This is a genomic window from Sphingopyxis terrae subsp. terrae NBRC 15098, from assembly GCF_001598815.1.
Lineage (GTDB): Bacteria > Pseudomonadota > Alphaproteobacteria > Sphingomonadales > Sphingomonadaceae > Sphingopyxis > Sphingopyxis terrae.
The window spans coordinates 267,823-285,165 of record NZ_BCZQ01000004.1 but is presented as its reverse complement, the minus strand read 5'-3'; the positions used below and the strand labels follow the sequence as shown (position 1 = coordinate 285,165).

Genomic DNA, 17,343 nt, shown 5'->3' with positions numbered 1-17,343 from the left:
TTTCCGAAATATCAACCGATTTCCAAAAGGTTACGAGGCTTATATGGTAAAGGCTGAATGGGGCACGAAGCGTAGCTGCCCGAAATGTGCCACCCGATTCTATGATTTGACCAAGGATGATCCGGTCAGCTGCATCAATTGCGGCTATTCCTGGATTCCGGAATCGGTGCTGAAATCGAAGCAGCCGATGCCCTTCGAGGAAGTCGAGAAGCCGACCAAGGTCAAGGAAGAGGCGATCGACGAGGATCTGGATCTGGACGTCGATGTCGATGAAGACAGCGATTCGCCGGATAACGATGTCGATCTGGGCGGCGATGACGATCTGGGCGTCGCCACCGGCGACGACGAAGACGACGAAAGCTGATTTTTCGGCGAGGGGCCAAAAAAGCATCGCGGAGATGCATTTGGCCCCTTGCATCGAACGCAGGCGCTGCTAAAGGCGGCGTCCCGGTCGCACCACCCAGGGCGGCCAGACGAAATGGCACGGGGCCTTAGCTCAGCTGGGAGAGCGCTACAATGGCATTGTAGAGGTCAGCGGTTCGATCCCGCTAGGCTCCACCATTTCCTCGAAAACAAGAGGTCCGACGCACCAGCGTTCGGGCCTTTTTCTTTGCCGTGCCGGTTGGCGTGGCGCGTCAGAGCGCCATCTCTTCCTTTTCGAACAAGGGTTCGAAGCCGATCGGGTCGGCCAGGCTGATCCGGTCGAGGATCGCGGCGGTATCGTCGCGCACCTTCAGCATCAGCGTGCGCATCCGGCATTCGGCTTCGGGCAGGCAATTCTTGCAGGTTTCGTGGGCATTGCGGCTGGCGCACGGCACCAGCGCGAGCGACCCGCGCGTCAGGCGCACAAGATCGCCATAGCTGATGTCGACCGGCGGCAGCGCGAGCTGATAGCCGCCGTCGCGTCCGCGCTGCGAGATGAGCAGCCCTTCGCGCGCCATTTCGGACAGGATGACGGTCAGGAACTTGGGCGGAATATTTTGCGCCTCGGCAATGTCCGCGAGTTGGACCTGACCCTTGCCCCAATGATCGGCAAGATGCTGAAAGGCACGTATCGTGTAGCGGGTCTTCTGCGAGAGCATGGCGCGCTGTCTGATCCACTTTGCCGATAATTTCAACCTCCCGACATGACAATTATCGCCTCGGCGCCAGCCCCATTGATTGAAATCACAGCGCGGCGTAGTTTCGCGGCGATAAGCGGGGTCGCGATCACAGGTTTTGGCACGGGTTTTTTGGAGCCGCATATGAAGCGAATCATGTTGGTCCCCGCCTGGGCCGCCGTCACCCTGCTGGCGGCGGCGCCCGCGCAGGCACAGTTCGGCGGGCTGCTGCGCAAGGTCACGACGCCGACCCCCGCGCCGACGGCGAGCGAAAGCGACAACGGCGGTTGTCCCAAGGGCAAGAAGGGCAGTAGCGTCGGCCGCGGCATATTGGGCGGTGTGATCCGGGATGCGGTGGGCGACGCGGCCAGCAAGGCGGGGGTCTATTCCTATGTGCCGATCGCCGAGGTCAGCGGGACGCTGACCGACGCCATCGCTTGCCGCCTCGACCCCGCCGAACAGGTGCAGGCCGCCAAGGCCACCGAAGAGGTGACACGCGGCGAAGCGGTCGGCGCGACGTCGAACTGGACCAGCGAAACGCGCGACAATGTCAGCGGGTCGTCGACCGTGGCTTCGATCAACACAGAGGACGGCGGCAGGAAGTGCATGACCGTCAACGACTTCGTGATCGTCGATGGCGAGGAAACCCGTGTGTCGAAACGCATGTGCAAGGGGCCAGGTGATACGCGCTATGTTCTTGCGGCCTGAATTGCCGAAGCTCGCCCTCACGGCGCTTGCGGTCGTCAGCCTGACCGCGGCGACCGAGATGGACCCGATCAATCCGACCTGTCCGCTCAACCCCAATTGGTCGGCCAATCCGACGATGAAGCTGACGGTCGAAAAGCGCGGCACGATGAAGGTGATGCTCGCCGAAGGCCGCGTTGACTCGGGACTGCCCGACCGGCTGAGCGCCGCGCTGAAGGCCAATCCGGACGTATCCGAGATATGGCTGCGTTCGCCCGGCGGCGATGCGCGCGCCGGCAACGCCGCGGGGCGCATCATCCGGTCGAACCCCGGCCTTGCGACGCGCATACCGAGCGGCTGGGCCTGTTTCAGCGCCTGCAATTTCGTCTTCATGGGCGGCGCGCCGCGGCTGATCGAGCCGGGCGGCGAGTTCATCGTCCATATGTTCACCAGCACCGGCGACCGCTCGCTGATCGACGAAAGCGTGGCTATGGGCACCGATGCGACGACCGAGCTGATCGGCGACGTCGAACAGGACAGCGCGCTGCTGGCGAGCGAGGACAATGATTTCCTGATCAAGATGGGCGTGTCGCGCAAATTGCTGACCGACATCATGTATCGGCAGAAGGCGGTGAAGGGCAGCGGCCCGGACAAATCGACGCGCCGCTGCCTGACGCTCGACGAAGCGCTGAAATATGGCGTGACCTACGCCGTAGAATAGCGAGGGGCGAACAGCGTTGCATATCGCAACGAAACGCATAGACTGGCCGCCGATATATGGGAGAGCCAGCCATGACCGACATGACGCACGATCACGCATCCTTCCGTTCGATGATCGACGGGACGCAGGAAGATTGGGATATCATCGCGCGCGAGCAGAAGGAATTTGCGCCGCAGAACGGCAAGCGCATCCTCGATCATCTGAAACTGCTGGGCGGCGATTATGGCGGCTTTCCCGTCGACCGGCTCGAGCATTGCCTGCAGACCGCTACGCGCGCGCATCGCGATGGGCGCGACGAGGAATATGTCGTGATGGCGCTGCTCCACGACATTGGTGACACGCTGGGCGCGTTCAACCATCCCGATGTCGCGGCGGCGATCCTCAAGCCCTTCCTGTCAGAAGAAAATCTGTGGATCGTCCAGCACCACGGCATCTTCCAGGGCCATTATTTCTTCCACTATCTCGGGCTCGATCGCGACATGCGCGACCAGTTCAAGGACCATCCCTATTACGCGGCGTGCGCCGAATTCTGCGAGAAATACGACGCGCCGGCGTTCGACCCCGACTATGAAAGCGAACCGCTGGAATTCTTCGAGCCGATGGTGATGCGTCTCTGCTCCTATCCGCGCACGAGCATCTACAAGAAGGTGATGGTCGAAGAAGCGGCGGAGTAGGCCGCAGCGTTCATGGGTAATACCCGGCGAAAGCCGGGGTCAGAAGGCGCGCAAAAGGACCCCGGCTTTCGCCGGGGAGCACTAGTAGTTCACTTGCCCTTGAACTCGGTCTTGCGCTTCTGAAGGAAGGCCGCGATGCCCTCGGCGGCATCGGCGCTGTTGCCGGCCAGATACTGGCCCATCGCCTCGGCGTCGAGCGTGTCGGCATAGCTTTGCGTCAACCCGCCGCGCAGCACCTTGCGCATCGTGCCGAGCGCAACCGTCGGTCCGCTGGCCAGCCGCTTTGCGAGCGCTTCGGCTTCAGCCATCAGCGCGTCATCCTCGACCGCCTTGTAAATCAGTCCCCAATCGGCGGCCTGTTCGGCCGAGATTTTCTCGCCGAGCATCATCATCTGCGTCGCGCGCGGCAGGCCGACGAGCCGTGGCAGCAGCCACGACGATCCGCCGTCGGGGACGAGGCCGATATTGACGAAAGCCTGGAGGAAATAGGCGCTTTTGCCAGCAATCGCGAAATCGCCCGACAGCGCAAAGCTGCATCCGACCCCTGCGGCGGGGCCGTTGACCGCGGTCACGACCGGAATGTCGAGATTGGCGAGCGCGAGCAGCATCGGGTTATAATGGTTGCGCAGCGCCGTGCGACTGTTCGCGCCGCCGCCGACAGCGGTTGCGCTGCGATCGCCCGCCAGATCCGCGCCCGAACAGAAACCGCGACCCTCACCGGTAATCAGCAGCGCACGCGCTCCAAGGACGCCCATCCAGTCGAGCGCGGCGCGGATATCGTCGGCCATCGCGGGCGGCATCGAATTGAGCCGTTCGGGACGGTTGAGCGTGATCTTCGCGACATTGTCGCTGCACGCGAGCTTGATTGTGTCAAAGGTCGGGATGTCGGTCATGGGGAAGAATCCTCTCGCGGTCTTTACCTTTACGTTCACGTAAAGTTGTGACCGATTCGGAGGATGAGTGCAAGGGGCATGGCGCGCCAGGGAGCACGTCCTGCGTAACGCGAGCCGACCTCGCGCTAGGAGTTGCCGGCCTAGTTTGACATCCTCCCGTCCTTCGCACACCGGACATACGGTAGCTGGCATCATTCGAACCGGGGAGGGGAAGCGGCCGTGAATCTGGAGCCATATCGCAGACATCGCCGAATTTTGACCGCAAGTCTGGTCGGCACCGCGGTCGAATTTTATGATTTTTATATCTACGGCACCGCCGCTGCGCTGGTCTTCGGGCCGCTTTTCTTTCCTTCGGAATCGCCGTCGGCGCAGCTGATGCTCAGCTTCATGAGCTTCGGGCTCGCCTTTTTCGCGCGGCCGGTCGGCGCCGTCGTGTTCGGCCATTTCGGCGACCGGATCGGGCGGAAGTCGACGCTCGTCGCCTCGCTGATGCTGATGGGGGCCTCGACGCTGCTCATAGCCTTTCTGCCGATCTATGCGATGGTCGGCTGGGTCGCGCCGTTGCTGCTGTGCATCCTGCGCTTCGGCCAGGGCTTCGGGTTGGGCGGGGAATGGGGCGGTGCGGCGCTGCTCGCGGTCGAAAATGCGCCGCCCGGATGGCAGTCGCGCTTCGGCATGTTCCCGCAGCTCGGTGCGCCGGTCGGGTTCATCGCCGCCAACGGACTGTTCCTGTTGCTGGGCCTTTGGCTGAGCGATGTCGATTTTGCGGCGTGGGGCTGGCGTATCCCCTTTCTTGTTTCCGCCGTGCTCGTCGGCCTTGGCCTGTGGGTGCGGCTAAAGATCGGTGAGACGCCGGCCTTTTCGGAGGCGCTGGAGCGCGACGCGCCCGTCGGCGTTCCGATCGGCGAGTTGTTGCGCGGCCACTTCGTCGCGACGCTTGCCGGCACCTTCGCGGTCGTCGCCTGTTTTGCGATCTTCTATCTCGCGACCAGCTTCGCCCTCGCGCACGGCACCACCACGCTCGGCTATCCGAAGGAGGAATTTCTGCTCATCCAGCTCGGCGCGATCCTGTTCATGGCGGGCGGCATTATCTTTGCGGGTTATGCCAGCGATGCCTCTAGCGCACAGCGCGTGCTGCGCTGGGGCTGCGGCGCGACGATGCTCGTCGGTTTGCTGTTCGGTCCGGCGCTGGCCTCGGGCAGCTGGCTGACGATCTTCGCAGGTCTCGCCACATCGCTGTTCGTGATGGGCCTCGTCTACGGCCCGCTCGGGAGCTGGCTGACCGGCCTGTTCCCCGTGCGCGTCCGCTACACCGGCGCGTCGGTCGCCTTCAATGTCGGCGGCATATTGGGCGGCGCCGCCGCGCCGATCGCGGCGCAGGCGCTCGGTGACTGGCGCGGAACCGAGGTCGTCGGCCTCTATCTGGCGCTCGCCGGACTGGTCAGCTTTTGTGGCCTGTTGCTGGTGCGCGATCCGGCGCGTGCCTAGGCTATACGCAGCAGCGTCAGCTTAGCTTTTCCGACCTTTCGCTCCGCTTCGATCGCGAAGCCCGCGACGTCGACGCTTTCTTTCTCGCCTGTTTCGATCGAGATCCAGCTATCGGCATCGACCCAGCCGAGCCGCGCCAGCTTGTCGAGTGCGACACTGCCCGCGCCGGTTGCATAGGGCGCATCGAGCAGCAGCAGATCGAAACTGCGCGGCGCTGGCCCAAGTGCGAGGACCGAACCGGCCCGCACGTCAGCGCGTCCGGCCGCACCGAGCGCCGCCAGATTCTTGCGCAGGGCGTCGATCGCCTCGCGATCCTGCTCGCCGAACAGGCACTGCGCGGCGCCGCGCGACAAGGCCTCGATCCCCAGCGCGCCCGACCCCGCGAACAGGTCGGCGACATACAAGCCCTCGAAACTACCGAGCCGGCTTGCAAGCATGGAGAAGAGTGTCTCGCGCGTGCGGTCGGCGGTCGGGCGAGTGGCATCATTCTTGGGCGCGATCAACTTGCGACCGCGCCATTCGCCGGAAATGACGCGCATCAGCCCATCCGCCGCCGGAACTGGAACAAGGCATCGCGTGGTACGACCTCGACCGCGCCGACATCGAGGCCGTCGAGCTCGAAAGCGCCATATCGCGTCCGGATCAGGCGGCTCACCTGCAGCCCCAGATGTTCGAGCACGCGGCGAACCTCGCGATTCTTGCCCTCGGTCAGCGTCAGCTCGATCCACTGGTTGCGCCCCGTCCGCCGTTCGAGATTGGCGTCGATCTTGCCATAGCGGACCCCGTCGATCTCGACCCCCTCGACCAGTTCCTCAAGCTGCGCCTGGCTGATGTCGCCAAACGCGCGGGCGCGATAGGTGCGCTCGACCCCGCTGGCGGGCAGTTCGAGCTGGCGCTTGAATTCGCCGTCATTGGTCAGCAACAGCAAGCCCTCGGTATTATAGTCGAGCCGCCCGACGGGCATCAGCCGCGGCAGCCCCTTGGGCAGCACGTCATAAATCGTCTTGCGTCCCTTGGGGTCGCGCGCCGCGGTCAGGCAGCCGACCGGCTTGTAGAAGCGATAGAGGCGCGTCGATACGGGCTTTGCGACCGGATTGCCGTCGACGGTCAAGCCCTCGAGCGATGAGAGCAGCGGCGCCGGTTGCAGGATCACCGCGCCGTTCAGTGCAATGCGGCCTTCCTCGATCATTCGTTCGACATCGCGCCGTGACCCGACGCCAGCGCGCGCCAGGAGCTTGTTGATGCGCTGCGGCCCGTCCTCGCGCTCCTCTTCCTTGGGCGGAGCCTTACGCGGCGGTTGTGCCGCGCGCGCGCTGCGGCGGCCACGCGGAGCGTCGCCCTGCGGGGAAGCGGGCGGGCGGGACGGCGAACGGGGTGGGCGGCGTGTCGTCATCGGAACGGATGCGGCTTTCATATCGTTATTCGGGAAAAGGGATGTTGTAATATGGCCACGCTCATAGCCGGAAAAGTGTCGCTTCGTCGATGGCAAGCAAAAGCAATCTTGCGAGGACGCGCACGCAGAGTCATGCGGCGGACGGAAGGTAGGTAAAATGCTCTTCGCGTCCCGCCCATCCTGCTTCAAACGGCTGCTGATCGTCGAGGATGATCCGCTGGTCGCTTTCGACAATGAGCGGACCCTGAAGCATGGTGGCTATGACGTCGTTGCGACGGTCGATTCGGGCGAAGCGGCTGTCGCGATGCTGGCAGACAAGACGATCGATGCGCTGATCCTCGACCTCAAGCTCGCGGGGCACATGACGGGACGCGAGGTTGCGCGGCTCGCGCGCGACCGCGGCGTTGCCGTACTGCTGGTAACGGGGCAATGTCCCGAAGATGCGGGCGACATCGCGCTCGCCTGCCTGACCAAGCCGCACGGGGCGGCGGCGCTTCTCCACGCGGTTCGCGCCGTCGAGACGATGGTGTGCAAGCACAAGATGCCGCGCAAGGTGAGCGGGATGCAAACCTATTGGCGTCCCGAGGCCGCGTAACCGGCCCGCTGCCTCCACCGAACCGGCGGTTGAGTGCCGATGCGCGAGGAGGATCCCGTTGAAGATATTGCTTCCGCTGTTCAGCTTGGCTTTGGGGGCGGCCGCCGCGCTCCTGTTCGGGCCATCCGATCGACCGTCCGCCGCCATCGCGGCTTCGACGCCGCCCGCGGCGCCCGTGCTGGTCGAGTTGTTCACCAGCCAGGGTTGTTCCTCCTGTCCGCCCGCCGACCAGTTGCTCGAAAGACTGGATGCCGAAGGCTCCGTGGTCGCGGTCAGCCGCCCCGTTACCTATTGGGACCGGCTGGGATGGAAGGATACGCTCGCTCGCGCCGCGAATGATGCGCTTCAGGACCGCTATGCGCGGCGCGGGCTGCCGGGGGCGGGTGTTTATACCCCCGAAGCCGTCGTGCAGGGGAGCGCGGCCGCCGTCGGATCGGACGAGCGGGCGCTGCGCCGGATGATCGGCGCCGCGCCAAGCGACGCGGCGCTTCGCCTCGACGGCGGCCGTGTGGTCGCTTCGCGGTCCGCAGCGGGTGCCGAATTGCGCTTCCTGGCGATCGCGCACCACGCCTCGGTCGACGTCGCCCGCGGCGAGAATGGCAACCGGAGGCTGGGTTATACCAATGTCGTGCTGGCCGAGGCGGCGGCTCCTTGCCCCGCAAGCGGCGCCTGCGCGGCTGCAATGCCCGCAGCGATCGCGGGCCAGCGCGGCGCCGACCGCTGGGCGGTGCTGTTGCAGGACCGCGCCGGCGGGCGCGTGCACGCCGTCCGCTGGATCGGGCGCCCCGCCAAATAGCTGCTTCCAATTTGGTCCTGTTGCTTTAGGCCGAACGGTTCGATGCGTCGCCGGTCGGCCGGGCGCGACAGGGAGGATCTATGCAGGCAGATATGGCGCCGCCGCCACCGCAAAGCTGGTGGGACAGCATCCGGCCCTATCTGGAACGCGCGCCGCTGGCGGCGCTGCTGCTCGGCATTTCGTCGGGATTTCCCTATGCGATGATCGGTGCGACGTTGACGACGCGACTGTCGCAGGACGGTTTCGAAAAATCGTCGATCACCGCCTTTTCGCTCGCCTTTCTCGTCTATAATTTCAAACCGCTATGGGCCTGGATCGTCGATACGATCCGCCTTCCGGGGGCAGGGGTGGTCGGCCAACGGATCAGTTGGCTGATCCTGACGGCCATGCTCGTCATGCTGGCGGTCGGCAATCTCGCGCTGGTCGATCCGCAGCAAGTCGGCCAGTCTCCCGTGGGGCACCTCATGCAGCGGTTCGGGCTTGGCCATGAAGGCGAATTCGCCGCGCTGTTCGAAATGGCGGTCGGTGCGGTTCTCGTGGGTGCAGCGGGCGCGACGTTCGACATTGTGATCGACGCCTACCGGATCGAGATATTGAAGCCCGAACAACTCGGAGTCGGATCGGGCATGTCGCAATATGGCTGGCGGATCGGATCGGCGGGGGCCGGTGCGCTCGCGCTCTATCTTGCCGCGCGGCAAGGATGGGAGGCGGCCTATCTGGCATGTGCGCTTTTTGCATTGCCGGCGGTCATTGCGGGCTTTTGGGTCGGCGAGCCCGAGCGGCACCGCGCGGCACTCTCGCGCGAAGGCAAGCCAGGACTTGTCGCGGGTATCATCGGTCCCTTCCGCGAGTTTTTCAGTCGCCATGGCGCCTGGCTGGTGCTGCTATTCATCCTGCTTCACAAGATCGGCGATACGCTCGCGAATCTGACGCTGCGCCTGCTGCTCAACGATCTTGGCTTCAGCAATGACGAGATTGCGATCTACGACGTCGGTATCGGCTTCTGGGCCTATCTGATCGGCATTTTCATCGGCGGGATTCTCTACGCGCGGATGGGCATGAAGAAGTCGGTGCTGCTCAGCCTGATCCTGATGGCGGTGAGCAATTTCAGCTTCGCGCTGCTCGCGGCAGCGGGCCACAGCAATTGGGGCCTCGCCGGCGCGATCGGGTTCGAAAATATTGCGAGCGGCATCGGCGGCGTCGTCGTCGTCGCCTATTTCTCGGCGCTCTGCGACTTGCGCTTCACTGCGGCGCATTATGCGCTGATCTCCTCCGCAGCGAGCATTGTCGGTCGTTTCCTGACCGGCACCACGGCGGGCGCGATGATGGACAATATGGGCAATGTGAACTTCTATCTGTTCACCGTCGCCGCGGCCCTGCCGGGTATTGTCCTATTCTGGCTGATGATGCGCAGCGGGCTCGTTGACCAATCGGTCGGCACGGCGGGTACCCGGCATGCGCGCGAGGCGTCGGCCTAATCGGGCAATTCGCCGTTCGCGCGCAGCACCTCGCCCGCAAGGTAAAGCGAGCCGGCGATCAGGACGATCTCGGTCACAGGGGCTACGGCCAATCCGGCCAGCGCAGCCTCGACGGTATCGGCCGCGAGCGCTTCCGGCCCGAAGGCTGAGGCGCCATGATGCTCGTGCCCGGGCACCGGCACGACGGTGATCGAGGCGAGCTTGCCGGCGAGGGGATCGATCAACGCCGAGGGATGCTTGTTGGCGAGCATCCCGGTGACCAGATGGATGCGGCGCGCATCGCCCGCAAAATGCTGCGCGAGTTGATGCCCTGCATCGGCGTTGTGGGCGCCGTCGAGCCACACCGTCGTGGCGGGCGGGAGCAGCTTTGCGAGCGGTCCGCTCTCCAGTCGTTGCAACCGCGCCGGCCAGTAAGCCGCGGCGATGCCGCGCTCGATCGCGCCCGCATCGGGTTTCGGACCCGGCGCGAGATGGAGCATCGCAATCGCAAGCCCCGCATTGCGCATCTGATGCCCGCCCGCCATGCGCGGGCGCAGCAAGGCGGGGAGTTCCCCGTCCATCGACCGCCAGCGAAAGGCGTCGCCGACGGCTTCGACCGACCAGGTTTCGCTCTCGACGAACGGGACCACGCCCGCCGCCTCGGCCCGGTCCGCGATTACCCGCGCCAGCGGCGGCGGATAGGCGAGCGTCGCCAGCGCGGCGCCGTGTTTGATGATGCCGGCCTTTTCCCACGCGATCCGTTCGGCAGGACGCGTCGGGGTGCCGTCTTCGGGAGCGAGCAGAAAGGCCTCATGGTCGATGCCGAGCGACGCGATGCCGCACACCGCCGGGGCCGGGATGATATTGGTCGCATCGAGTCGTCCGCCCAGCCCGACCTCTATGATGCAATCGTCGGCGGGGATGCGCGAAAAGGCAAGGAAAGCCGCCGCCGTCGTCACCTCGAAAAAGCTTGCGTGCAGCCCTTCCGCGACGTCGAGGACTTCGCCAAGCAAGGCGGCGAGCGCCGCGTCGTCGATCAGGGTGCCCGCCAGTCGGATGCGCTCGTTGAACCGGACGAGGTGCGGGCTGGTATAGGCGTGGACCCGGCGCCCCTGCGCCTCCAGTATTGCGCGCAGATAGGCGCAGGTCGATCCCTTGCCGTTGGTCCCTGCGACATGGAAGGTCCGCGGCAGCCGGTCCTGCGGATCGCCGAGGCGCGCGCACAGTTCGGCGATGCGGTCCAGCCCCAATATGTCGCGACCCGGCGACAGCGCCGCGAGGCGGTCGAGCTGCGCCTGAACGGCGGGATCGGAACTGTGCGCGTGGTCGGGCATGGATTCTCCCTCCGTCCGTCAGGAGGAGGGATCAAGCCGCCTTTTCGGGCGCGAGATAGCCGATCAGGCGGCCGAGCGTCGCGGGCAGCTCCTTGCGATGCACGACCATGTCGATCATCCCGTGATCGAGCAGATATTCGGCGCGCTGGAATCCTTCGGGCAGCTTTTCGCGGATCGTATTTTCGATCACGCGCTGGCCCGCAAAGCCGATCAGCGCATTGGGTTCGCTGATCTGCACATCGCCCAGCATCGCATAGCTGGCCGTCACGCCGCCCGTTGTCGGGTCGGTGAGCAGCACCACATAAGGCAGGCCCGCGCGGCGCAGCCGCTGGAGCGCAACCGTCGCGCGCGGCATCTGCATGAGCGACAGCGTGCCTTCCTGCATCCGCGCGCCGCCCGCGGCGGTGATCGCGATGTAGGGGACGCCGCGCTTGATCGCGGCCTCGACCCCGGCGACGAAGGCTTCGCCGACCGCCACGCCCATCGATCCGCCCATGAAAGCGAAATCCTGCACGCCGATCACGGCGCCCTGGCCCGAAATGCGGCCGAAGGCGTTCTGGTAGGCGTCGCGGTCGCCGGTCTGCGCGCGTGCGGCCTTGATGCGGTCGACATATTTCTTGGTGTCGCGAAACTTCAGCGGATCTTCGGGTGCAGCAGGGGCGGCGATCAACTCGTGCAGGCCGCCGTCGAAAAGCTGCGCGAAGCGCTCTTTGGCGCCGATGCGGTCGTGATGGTCGCAGCGCGGGCAGACGTTCAGATTGTCTTCCCACTCCTTGACGAACACCATCTGCTGACACTGGCGGCATTTGTGCCAGAGGTTGTCGGCGGTGTCGCGCTTGGCGGTGAAGGGCAGGGCGTTGCGAACGCGGTCGAGCCAGCTCATGCGGCGATCTCCTTTGCGCCGTGGATAGCATCGGCGAGCGAACGGGTGAAGGCTTCGACATGCGGCGCCGCGGCGTCGCCATGCTCGGCAATGATGTCGATGAAGGCCGATCCGACGACGACGCCGTCGGCAACCTTGGCGATGTCGGCCGCCTGCGCGGGGGTGCGAACGCCGAAGCCGACCGCGACCGGCAGGTCGGTCGCGGCTTTCAGGCGCGCAACCGCATCCTCGATGCTCGCCTGAGCGGCCTGCTGCATCCCGGTGATCCCGGCAACCGAAACATAATAGAGAAAGCCGCCCGCGCCGTTCAGCACGTCGGGCAGGCGCGCCGCGTCGGTCGTCGGCGTTGCGAGGCGGATCAGGTCGATCCCGGCAGCGCGGAGCGCGGGGCCGAGTTCGGGATCTTCCTCCGAGGGAATATCGACGCAGATCACGCCGTCGACCCCTGCTTTCGCGCACTCTGCGGCGAACCAGTCGGCGCCACGGATCGTCATCGGATTGGCATAGCCCATCAGCACGAGCGGCGTGTCGGGATGGCGCTGGCGGAAGGCGGCGGCGATACCGAACAGGTCGGCGGTGGTCGTCCCCTTGGCGAGGCTTCGCAGGTTTGCGGCCTGGATCGCGGGGCCGTCGGCCATCGGATCGGTGAAGGGCATGCCCAGTTCGATCACATCGGCACCCCCCGCGACGAGCGCGTCAAGGTTCGCGGCGGTGTCGCCATCGCCGCCGGTGATGAAGGCGACGAGCGCAGGGCGCGGCTTGGCGAAGGCGGCGGCGAAGCGGGTCACAGCTTTACCCCCAATGCTTCCGCCACGGTGAAGATGTCCTTGTCGCCGCGGCCCGAGCAATTGACGATGATGATCTTGTCCTTGCCCAGCGTCGGCGCGATGCGTTCGGCAGCGGCGATCGCGTGCGCGCTTTCGAGCGCGGGGATGATGCCTTCGAGCTTGGTCAGTTTCTGGAAACTTGCGAGCGCCTCTCCGTCGGTGACCGGTTCGTAACGCGCGCGGCCGATGTCGTGCAGCCAACTATGCTCGGGGCCGATGCCCGGATAGTCGAGCCCCGCCGAGATGCTGTGCGCCTCGGTGATCTGGCCGTCCTCATCCTGCAGCAGATAGGTCTTGTTGCCGTGGAGGATGCCGGGTTTGCCGCCCGCGAGGCTGGCGGCGTGCTTGCCGCCCAATCCTTCGCCCGCGGCTTCGACGCCGACGATCTCGACGTCTGTGTCATCGAGGAAGGGATGGAACAGCCCGATGGCGTTCGACCCGCCGCCGACGGGGGCGATCAGCATGTCGGGCAGGCGCCCTTCGGCTTCGAGAATTTGCGCTTTCGCTTCCTCGCCGATCACCGACTGGAAATCACGCACCAGTTCGGGATAGGGATGCGGCCCCGCGACGGTGCCGATGATGTAGAAGGTGTCCTCGACGTTCGCGACCCAGTGGCGGAGCGCCTCGTTCATCGCATCTTTCAGCGTCTTCGCGCCGCTTTCGACCGCGACGACTTCGGCACCGAGCAGCTTCATGCGGAAGACGTTCGGCTGCTGCCGCGCGACGTCGACCGCGCCCATGAAAATGGTGCAGGGCAGGCCGAAGAGCGCTGCCACGGTCGCGGTCGCGACGCCGTGCTGGCCGGCGCCGGTTTCGGCGATGATCTTGGTCTTGCCCATCCGCTTGGCGAGCAGGATCTGACCGATGCAATTGTTGATCTTGTGCGCGCCGGTGTGGTTCAGATCCTCGCGCTTCAAATAGATCTTCGCGCCACCCAGATCGTTCGTCAACCGCTCGGCGAACCACAGCGGGCTCGGGCGGCCGACATAATTTTTGAGCAGATAGTCGAACTCGGCCTTGAACGCAGGGTCGGCCTGCGCAGCGCGATAATGGCGTTCGAGATCGAGGATCAGCGGCATCAGCGTTTCGGCGACATAGCGGCCGCCGAAGGCGCCGAAATGGCCGCGCGCGTCGGGCTGGGTGCGGAGGCTGTTGGGCAGGGTCGGTGCTTCGGTCATGGTCATATCCATCGGTTACGGGTGGGCGCGCACTTGAAGATCGGGTCTCAAGCGGTCAGCGCCATCGTTTTCCGATGCGCGTCATGAGGGACTGCGGTGTCAGCATCTGCCGACCGCTTTAAGGAAAGCGGCGATCTTGTCCATATCCTTGACGCCGGGTGCGCTTTCGACCCCCGATGACACGTCGACGAGCGGCGCGCCGGTTTCGGCGATCGCCTGTGCGACATTGGCCGGGGTCAGTCCGCCTGCGACGCCCCAATCGATCGTGTGGCGATGCCCCTTGAGCAGCGACCAGTCGAAGCGGGTGCCGGTGCCGCCGGGTAACGCCGCTGCCGGCGCATCGAACAAGATGCGGTCGGCCGCGCCCTCAAACTGCCGGATGCGTTCCAGGGTTCCGGCATCCTTCAGGCCGACCGCCTTCCAGACTTCGGCGGGAACGAGCCGTTTGACCGCGGCGAGCCATTGGGGTGTTTCATTGCCATGAAACTGGACGATGTCGGGGCGCACCGCGCTGAGCGCCTCGCCGGTCACCTGTTGCGAGGCATTCACGAGAAGCAGCGCAACCTTCACTCTCCCCCCGGCGCGCTGGCGAAGCGCGGCAGCGGTCTTCAGATCGACGTGGCGCGGACTCGGTTCATAGTGAACGAGGCCGATGTGCGTCGCGCCGAGCCGGATAGCGGCGTCAACCGTTTCGGGCGTAGAGAGGCCGCAGATTTTGACAAGTGGGGGCATATATCAGGGTTCGATCATTTAGGTCATTGCGAGCGAAGCGAAGCAATCTCCAGCCATCGGCGCAACACAATCCCGATAGCTGGAGATTGCTTCGTCGCCTTCGGCTCCTCGCAATGACGATGGTTGAATGAAAGTGTGTTTACAGCGTCGCTTCGATCGCGCGCGCCGCGAGGTCGGGGTCCTGCGACTGGCTGATCGGTCGGCCGACGACGAGGATCGAGGCGCCGTCAGCCATCGCCTGCGCCGGGGTAACGATACGCTTCTGATCGCCGGCACGGCCGTCAGCAGGGCGCACCCCCGGTACGACAAAGAAGCCGCCCGGCCATGCCTTGCGCGCGGCCTTCACTTCCTGGCCCGAGCAGACGATGCCGTCGAGACCCGATTCGCGGGCCAGCGCGGCGAGGCGGACGACCTGGTCGTGCGGGGTGCCGCCGACGCCGATATCATCGAGATCGGGCGCGTCGAGGCTGGTGAGCACGGTAACGCCGACCACCTTGGTCGCGCTTCCCGCGACTGCCTTGGCCTCTTCCATCATCGCGCGGCCGCCCGCGGCGTGGACGGTCAGGATCGCGGGTTCGAGCGGACGCAGCGCCTGGATCGCCTTGGCAACGGTGTTCGGGATGTCGTGCAGCTTGAGGTCGAGGAAGATCGGCAGGCCGAGCTTCGCCATTTCGTGCACCCCGTGATGACCGTTGGCGCAGAAGAATTCGAGGCCGAGCTTCAGCCCGCCGACATGGTGGCGCACCCGCTGCGCCAGCGTCAGCGCGGCATCGAGGTGGGGGGTGTCGATGGCAAGATAGACAGGCGAGCTCATTGCGGATCCAGCGGCGAGGGTGGGATGTCGTTGACGGGCTTCGACTGCGGCGCCGGTTCGGGGGTGAGCGGCGTCTCGGCCGGGCGGTTGGCCATGGCGCGCAAATCGGCAAGTTGCCGTTCGCTCGTTTCGATACGGCGCTTCAGCGACCAGCGCGAGGTACGCAGCGCGATCCACAGCGGCAGGCTGCCGATCAGGAAGGCGGCAAAGATCAGCACCGGCAATTTGGTGTCGAGCACCTGTCCCGGCCATATGGTCACGGTGACAGGATTCCAGTTGGCCATCGAAAAGACGACGAGGATGATGGTCAGCAACACCCAGATGACGGTTCGCACGATTCCCACGTTATTGCGCTCCTTTACCGGCCTCTGCATCGAACCCTAAGCGACTTTGGCGCACGATGCGAGTCTCTGGGCGAGGCCCGGCGCGTTCAGCCGCCGAACACCCGCGCAAAGATCGTATCGACATGCTTCATATGATAGTCGAGGTCGAACAGCGCGGTCAGTTGCTCGGCCGACAGACGCGCGGTCACGTCAGCGTCGGCCTTCAGCAGTTCGAGCAACGAAAGCTGGCCGTCGCTTTCCCAAACCTTCATCGCATTGCGCTGGACGAGCGCATAGCTGTCCTCACGGCTCGCCCCTGCCTGAGTCAGCGCGAGCAGGACGCGCTGCGAATGGACGAGGCCGCCCATGCGATCGAGATTCTTCTGCATGCGCTCGGGATAGACGAGCAGCTTGTCGACCACGCCGGTCAGTCGCGCGAGCGCGAAGTCGAGCGTGATCGTCGCGTCGGGACCGATGAAGCGTTCGACCGACGAATGGCTGATATCGCGCTCGTGCCACAGTGCGACATTTTCCATCGCCGGGATGGCGGCGCTGCGCACCATGCGCGCGAGCCCGGTCAGATTTTCGGTGAGCACCGGGTTGCGCTTGTGTGGCATGGCCGACGAGCCCTTCTGCCCCGGCGAAAAATATTCCTCCGCTTCGAGCACCTCTGTGCGCTGAAGGTGGCGGACCTCGACCGACAGGCGTTCGATCGACGAGGCGATCACGCCGAGCGTTGCGAAGAACATGGCATGGCGGTCGCGCGGAATGACCTGCGTCGACACGGGTTCGATCGCGAGGCCCAGCTTCGCCGCGACATGCGCTTCGACGCGCGGGTCGATATTGGCAAAGGTGCCAACCGCGCCCGAAATCGCGCAGGTCGCAATTTCCGCGCGCGCTGCGACCAGCCGCGCCTTGCAGCGGGCGAACTCGGCATAGGCTTCGGCCATTTTGAGTCCGAAGGTGACGGGCTCGGCATGGATGCCGTGGCTGCGCCCGATCGTCGGGGTCAGCTTATGTTCGTATGCGCGGCGTTTGATCGCCTCGAGCAGCGCGTCGAGGTCTGCGAGCAGGATGTCGGCGGCCTGCGCGAGTTGCACCGCGAGGCAGGTGTCGAGCACGTCGCTCGACGTCATGCCCTGATGCATGAAGCGCGCTTCTTCGCCGACATTTTCGGCGACCCAGGTCAGGAAGGCGATGACGTCATGCTTGGTGACCGCCTCGATGGCGTCGATCGCGTCGACGTCGATGACGGGTTTCGTCGCCCACCAGTCCCACAGCGCCTTCGCGGCGGACTGGGGAACCGTTCCCAGTTCCGCGAGCGCCTCGGTCGCATGCGCCTCGATCTCGAACCAGATGCGAAAGCGATTTTCCGGCGACCAGATGGCGGTCATGTCCGGGCGGGCGTAGCGCGGAACCATTGATGTACCTTCCTTTTGTGCGCCGCTGTT

Annotated in this window: 20 protein-coding genes and 1 tRNA gene; 9 read left to right on the top strand and 12 right to left on the bottom strand. The window is 65.1% G+C overall.

Going from position 1 to position 17,343, the window contains the following annotated elements:
- Positions 1 to 43: 43 nt before the first annotated feature.
- A complete protein-coding gene (locus STE01S_RS04140; protein ID WP_003044196.1) occupies positions 44 to 364 on the top strand; it encodes a TIGR02300 family protein in 321 nt (106 codons plus the stop codon).
- 121 nt (positions 365 to 485) lie between these two features.
- Positions 486 to 561 (top strand) — tRNA-Ala (locus STE01S_RS04135).
- Positions 562 to 635: 74 nt separating this feature from the next.
- Here STE01S_RS04135 and STE01S_RS04130 read toward each other — a convergent pair.
- Positions 636 to 1,082: an RrF2 family transcriptional regulator gene (locus STE01S_RS04130; RefSeq protein WP_058811379.1), complete on the bottom strand. Its 447-nt coding sequence runs from the start codon at positions 1,080 to 1,082 to the stop codon at positions 636 to 638.
- A 162-nt stretch (positions 1,083 to 1,244) separates the two neighbouring features.
- Here STE01S_RS04130 and STE01S_RS04125 point away from each other — a divergent pair, with 162 nt between their 5' ends.
- The 3 genes from STE01S_RS04125 to STE01S_RS04115 all read left to right on the top strand — a co-directional run bounded on the left by STE01S_RS04125 (position 1,245) and on the right by STE01S_RS04115 (position 3,179).
- Positions 1,245 to 1,808 carry a hypothetical protein gene (locus STE01S_RS04125; protein ID WP_062765182.1) on the top strand — a complete coding sequence of 188 codons (564 nt, stop codon included), beginning with the start codon at positions 1,245 to 1,247 and terminating at the stop codon, positions 1,806 to 1,808.
- Between the two features lies 1 nt (position 1,809).
- Complete coding sequence (locus STE01S_RS04120; RefSeq protein WP_231737184.1) at positions 1,810 to 2,505, top strand: COG3904 family protein; 696 nt, start codon at positions 1,810 to 1,812, stop codon at positions 2,503 to 2,505.
- A gap of 71 nt (positions 2,506 to 2,576) precedes the next feature.
- The gene (locus tag STE01S_RS04115; protein ID WP_003044182.1) at positions 2,577 to 3,179 is read left to right on the top strand and encodes an HD domain-containing protein; all 603 of its coding nucleotides are present in this window, start codon (positions 2,577 to 2,579) and stop codon (positions 3,177 to 3,179) included.
- An 89-nt stretch (positions 3,180 to 3,268) separates the two neighbouring features.
- Here STE01S_RS04115 and STE01S_RS04110 read toward each other — a convergent pair whose 3' ends face one another.
- Complete coding sequence (locus STE01S_RS04110; RefSeq protein ID WP_062765092.1) at positions 3,269 to 4,072, bottom strand: enoyl-CoA hydratase-related protein; 804 nt, start codon at positions 4,070 to 4,072, stop codon at positions 3,269 to 3,271.
- A 225-nt stretch (positions 4,073 to 4,297) separates the two neighbouring features.
- On the opposite strand from STE01S_RS04110, the gene STE01S_RS04105 reads away from it, so the two are divergent.
- Positions 4,298 to 5,560 carry an MFS transporter gene (locus STE01S_RS04105; protein WP_062765179.1) on the top strand — a complete coding sequence of 421 codons (1,263 nt, stop codon included), beginning with the start codon at positions 4,298 to 4,300 and terminating at the stop codon, positions 5,558 to 5,560.
- Here STE01S_RS04105 and rsmD read toward each other — a convergent pair.
- Together rsmD and STE01S_RS04095 are read right to left on the bottom strand one after the other, a co-directional pair.
- Entirely contained in the window at positions 5,557 to 6,099 is a 543-nt protein-coding gene (rsmD, locus tag STE01S_RS04100) for a 16S rRNA (guanine(966)-N(2))-methyltransferase RsmD (RefSeq protein WP_062765089.1), read from the bottom strand. The genes STE01S_RS04105 and rsmD overlap by 4 nt on opposite strands.
- Positions 6,099 to 6,953 carry a pseudouridine synthase gene (locus tag STE01S_RS04095; RefSeq protein WP_082813218.1) on the bottom strand — a complete coding sequence of 285 codons (855 nt, stop codon included), beginning with the start codon at positions 6,951 to 6,953 and terminating at the stop codon, positions 6,099 to 6,101. Before STE01S_RS04095 ends, rsmD begins: the two co-directional genes overlap by 1 nt.
- A 157-nt stretch (positions 6,954 to 7,110) precedes the next feature.
- On the opposite strand from STE01S_RS04095, the gene STE01S_RS04090 reads away from it, so the two are divergent.
- The 3 genes from STE01S_RS04090 to STE01S_RS04080 all read left to right on the top strand — a co-directional run bounded on the left by STE01S_RS04090 (position 7,111) and on the right by STE01S_RS04080 (position 9,822).
- Complete coding sequence (locus STE01S_RS04090) at positions 7,111 to 7,548, top strand: response regulator (RefSeq protein WP_003044165.1); 438 nt, start codon at positions 7,111 to 7,113, stop codon at positions 7,546 to 7,548.
- Between the two features lie 58 nt (positions 7,549 to 7,606).
- Complete coding sequence (locus tag STE01S_RS04085; protein WP_062765087.1) at positions 7,607 to 8,344, top strand: DUF1223 domain-containing protein; 738 nt, start codon at positions 7,607 to 7,609, stop codon at positions 8,342 to 8,344.
- Between the two features lie 80 nt (positions 8,345 to 8,424).
- Positions 8,425 to 9,822, top strand: coding sequence for an MFS transporter (locus STE01S_RS04080; RefSeq protein ID WP_003044156.1), 1,398 nt, complete (start codon positions 8,425 to 8,427; stop codon positions 9,820 to 9,822).
- Here STE01S_RS04080 and STE01S_RS04075 read toward each other — a convergent pair.
- From STE01S_RS04075 to purB, 8 genes are all read right to left on the bottom strand, one after another.
- Positions 9,819 to 11,135 carry a bifunctional folylpolyglutamate synthase/dihydrofolate synthase gene (locus STE01S_RS04075; RefSeq protein WP_062765084.1) on the bottom strand — a complete coding sequence of 439 codons (1,317 nt, stop codon included), beginning with the start codon at positions 11,133 to 11,135 and terminating at the stop codon, positions 9,819 to 9,821. The two genes, STE01S_RS04080 and STE01S_RS04075, sit on opposite strands and share 4 nt — an antisense overlap.
- Before the next feature lie 31 nt (positions 11,136 to 11,166).
- Positions 11,167 to 12,018 carry an acetyl-CoA carboxylase, carboxyltransferase subunit beta gene (accD, locus tag STE01S_RS04070; protein ID WP_003044151.1) on the bottom strand — a complete coding sequence of 284 codons (852 nt, stop codon included), beginning with the start codon at positions 12,016 to 12,018 and terminating at the stop codon, positions 11,167 to 11,169.
- On the bottom strand, positions 12,015 to 12,806 hold the full coding sequence (gene trpA / locus STE01S_RS04065; RefSeq protein WP_062765081.1) for a tryptophan synthase subunit alpha: 792 nt from the start codon (positions 12,804 to 12,806) through the stop codon (positions 12,015 to 12,017). The genes accD and trpA overlap by 4 nt, the downstream gene beginning before the upstream one ends.
- Positions 12,803 to 14,023 carry a tryptophan synthase subunit beta gene (trpB, locus tag STE01S_RS04060; protein WP_062765174.1) on the bottom strand — a complete coding sequence of 407 codons (1,221 nt, stop codon included), beginning with the start codon at positions 14,021 to 14,023 and terminating at the stop codon, positions 12,803 to 12,805. The genes trpA and trpB overlap by 4 nt, the downstream gene beginning before the upstream one ends.
- Before the next feature lie 99 nt (positions 14,024 to 14,122).
- On the bottom strand, positions 14,123 to 14,755 hold the full coding sequence (locus tag STE01S_RS04055; RefSeq protein ID WP_062765078.1) for a phosphoribosylanthranilate isomerase: 633 nt from the start codon (positions 14,753 to 14,755) through the stop codon (positions 14,123 to 14,125).
- A gap of 139 nt (positions 14,756 to 14,894) precedes the next feature.
- A complete protein-coding gene (gene pyrF, locus STE01S_RS04050) occupies positions 14,895 to 15,569 on the bottom strand; it encodes an orotidine-5'-phosphate decarboxylase (protein WP_003044140.1) in 675 nt (224 codons plus the stop codon).
- Positions 15,566 to 15,913, bottom strand: a complete 348-nt coding sequence (locus tag STE01S_RS04045; RefSeq protein ID WP_058811860.1) for a lipopolysaccharide assembly protein LapA domain-containing protein — start codon at positions 15,911 to 15,913, stop codon at positions 15,566 to 15,568. The genes pyrF and STE01S_RS04045 overlap by 4 nt, the downstream gene beginning before the upstream one ends.
- 86 nt (positions 15,914 to 15,999) lie before the next feature.
- A complete protein-coding gene (gene purB, locus STE01S_RS04040) occupies positions 16,000 to 17,313 on the bottom strand; it encodes an adenylosuccinate lyase (RefSeq protein ID WP_062765171.1) in 1,314 nt (437 codons plus the stop codon).
- Positions 17,314 to 17,343 lie beyond the last annotated feature (30 nt).

Excerpts from the sequence above, each read along its gene's own strand:
- STE01S_RS04140 (WP_003044196.1), top strand. The coding sequence starts at position 44 with ATGGTAAAGGCTGAATGGGGCACGAAGCGTAGCTGCCCGAAATGTGCC.
- STE01S_RS04130 (WP_058811379.1), bottom strand. The coding sequence starts at position 1,082 with ATGCTCTCGCAGAAGACCCGCTACACGATACGTGCCTTTCAGCATCTT.
- STE01S_RS04125 (WP_062765182.1), top strand. The coding sequence starts at position 1,245 with ATGAAGCGAATCATGTTGGTCCCCGCCTGGGCCGCCGTCACCCTGCTG.
- STE01S_RS04115 (WP_003044182.1), top strand. The coding sequence starts at position 2,577 with ATGACCGACATGACGCACGATCACGCATCCTTCCGTTCGATGATCGAC.
- STE01S_RS04110 (WP_062765092.1), bottom strand. The coding sequence starts at position 4,072 with ATGACCGACATCCCGACCTTTGACACAATCAAGCTCGCGTGCAGCGAC.
- rsmD (WP_062765089.1), bottom strand. The coding sequence starts at position 6,099 with ATGCGCGTCATTTCCGGCGAATGGCGCGGTCGCAAGTTGATCGCGCCC.
- STE01S_RS04095 (WP_082813218.1), bottom strand. The coding sequence starts at position 6,953 with ATGACGACACGCCGCCCACCCCGTTCGCCGTCCCGCCCGCCCGCTTCC.
- STE01S_RS04090 (WP_003044165.1), top strand. The coding sequence starts at position 7,111 with ATGCTCTTCGCGTCCCGCCCATCCTGCTTCAAACGGCTGCTGATCGTC.
- STE01S_RS04080 (WP_003044156.1), top strand. The coding sequence starts at position 8,425 with ATGCAGGCAGATATGGCGCCGCCGCCACCGCAAAGCTGGTGGGACAGC.
- STE01S_RS04075 (WP_062765084.1), bottom strand. The coding sequence starts at position 11,135 with ATGCCCGACCACGCGCACAGTTCCGATCCCGCCGTTCAGGCGCAGCTC.
- accD (WP_003044151.1), bottom strand. The coding sequence starts at position 12,018 with ATGAGCTGGCTCGACCGCGTTCGCAACGCCCTGCCCTTCACCGCCAAG.
- trpB (WP_062765174.1), bottom strand. The coding sequence starts at position 14,023 with ATGACCGAAGCACCGACCCTGCCCAACAGCCTCCGCACCCAGCCCGAC.
- STE01S_RS04055 (WP_062765078.1), bottom strand. The coding sequence starts at position 14,755 with ATGCCCCCACTTGTCAAAATCTGCGGCCTCTCTACGCCCGAAACGGTT.
- pyrF (WP_003044140.1), bottom strand. The coding sequence starts at position 15,569 with ATGAGCTCGCCTGTCTATCTTGCCATCGACACCCCCCACCTCGATGCC.
- purB (WP_062765171.1), bottom strand. The coding sequence starts at position 17,313 with ATGGTTCCGCGCTACGCCCGCCCGGACATGACCGCCATCTGGTCGCCG.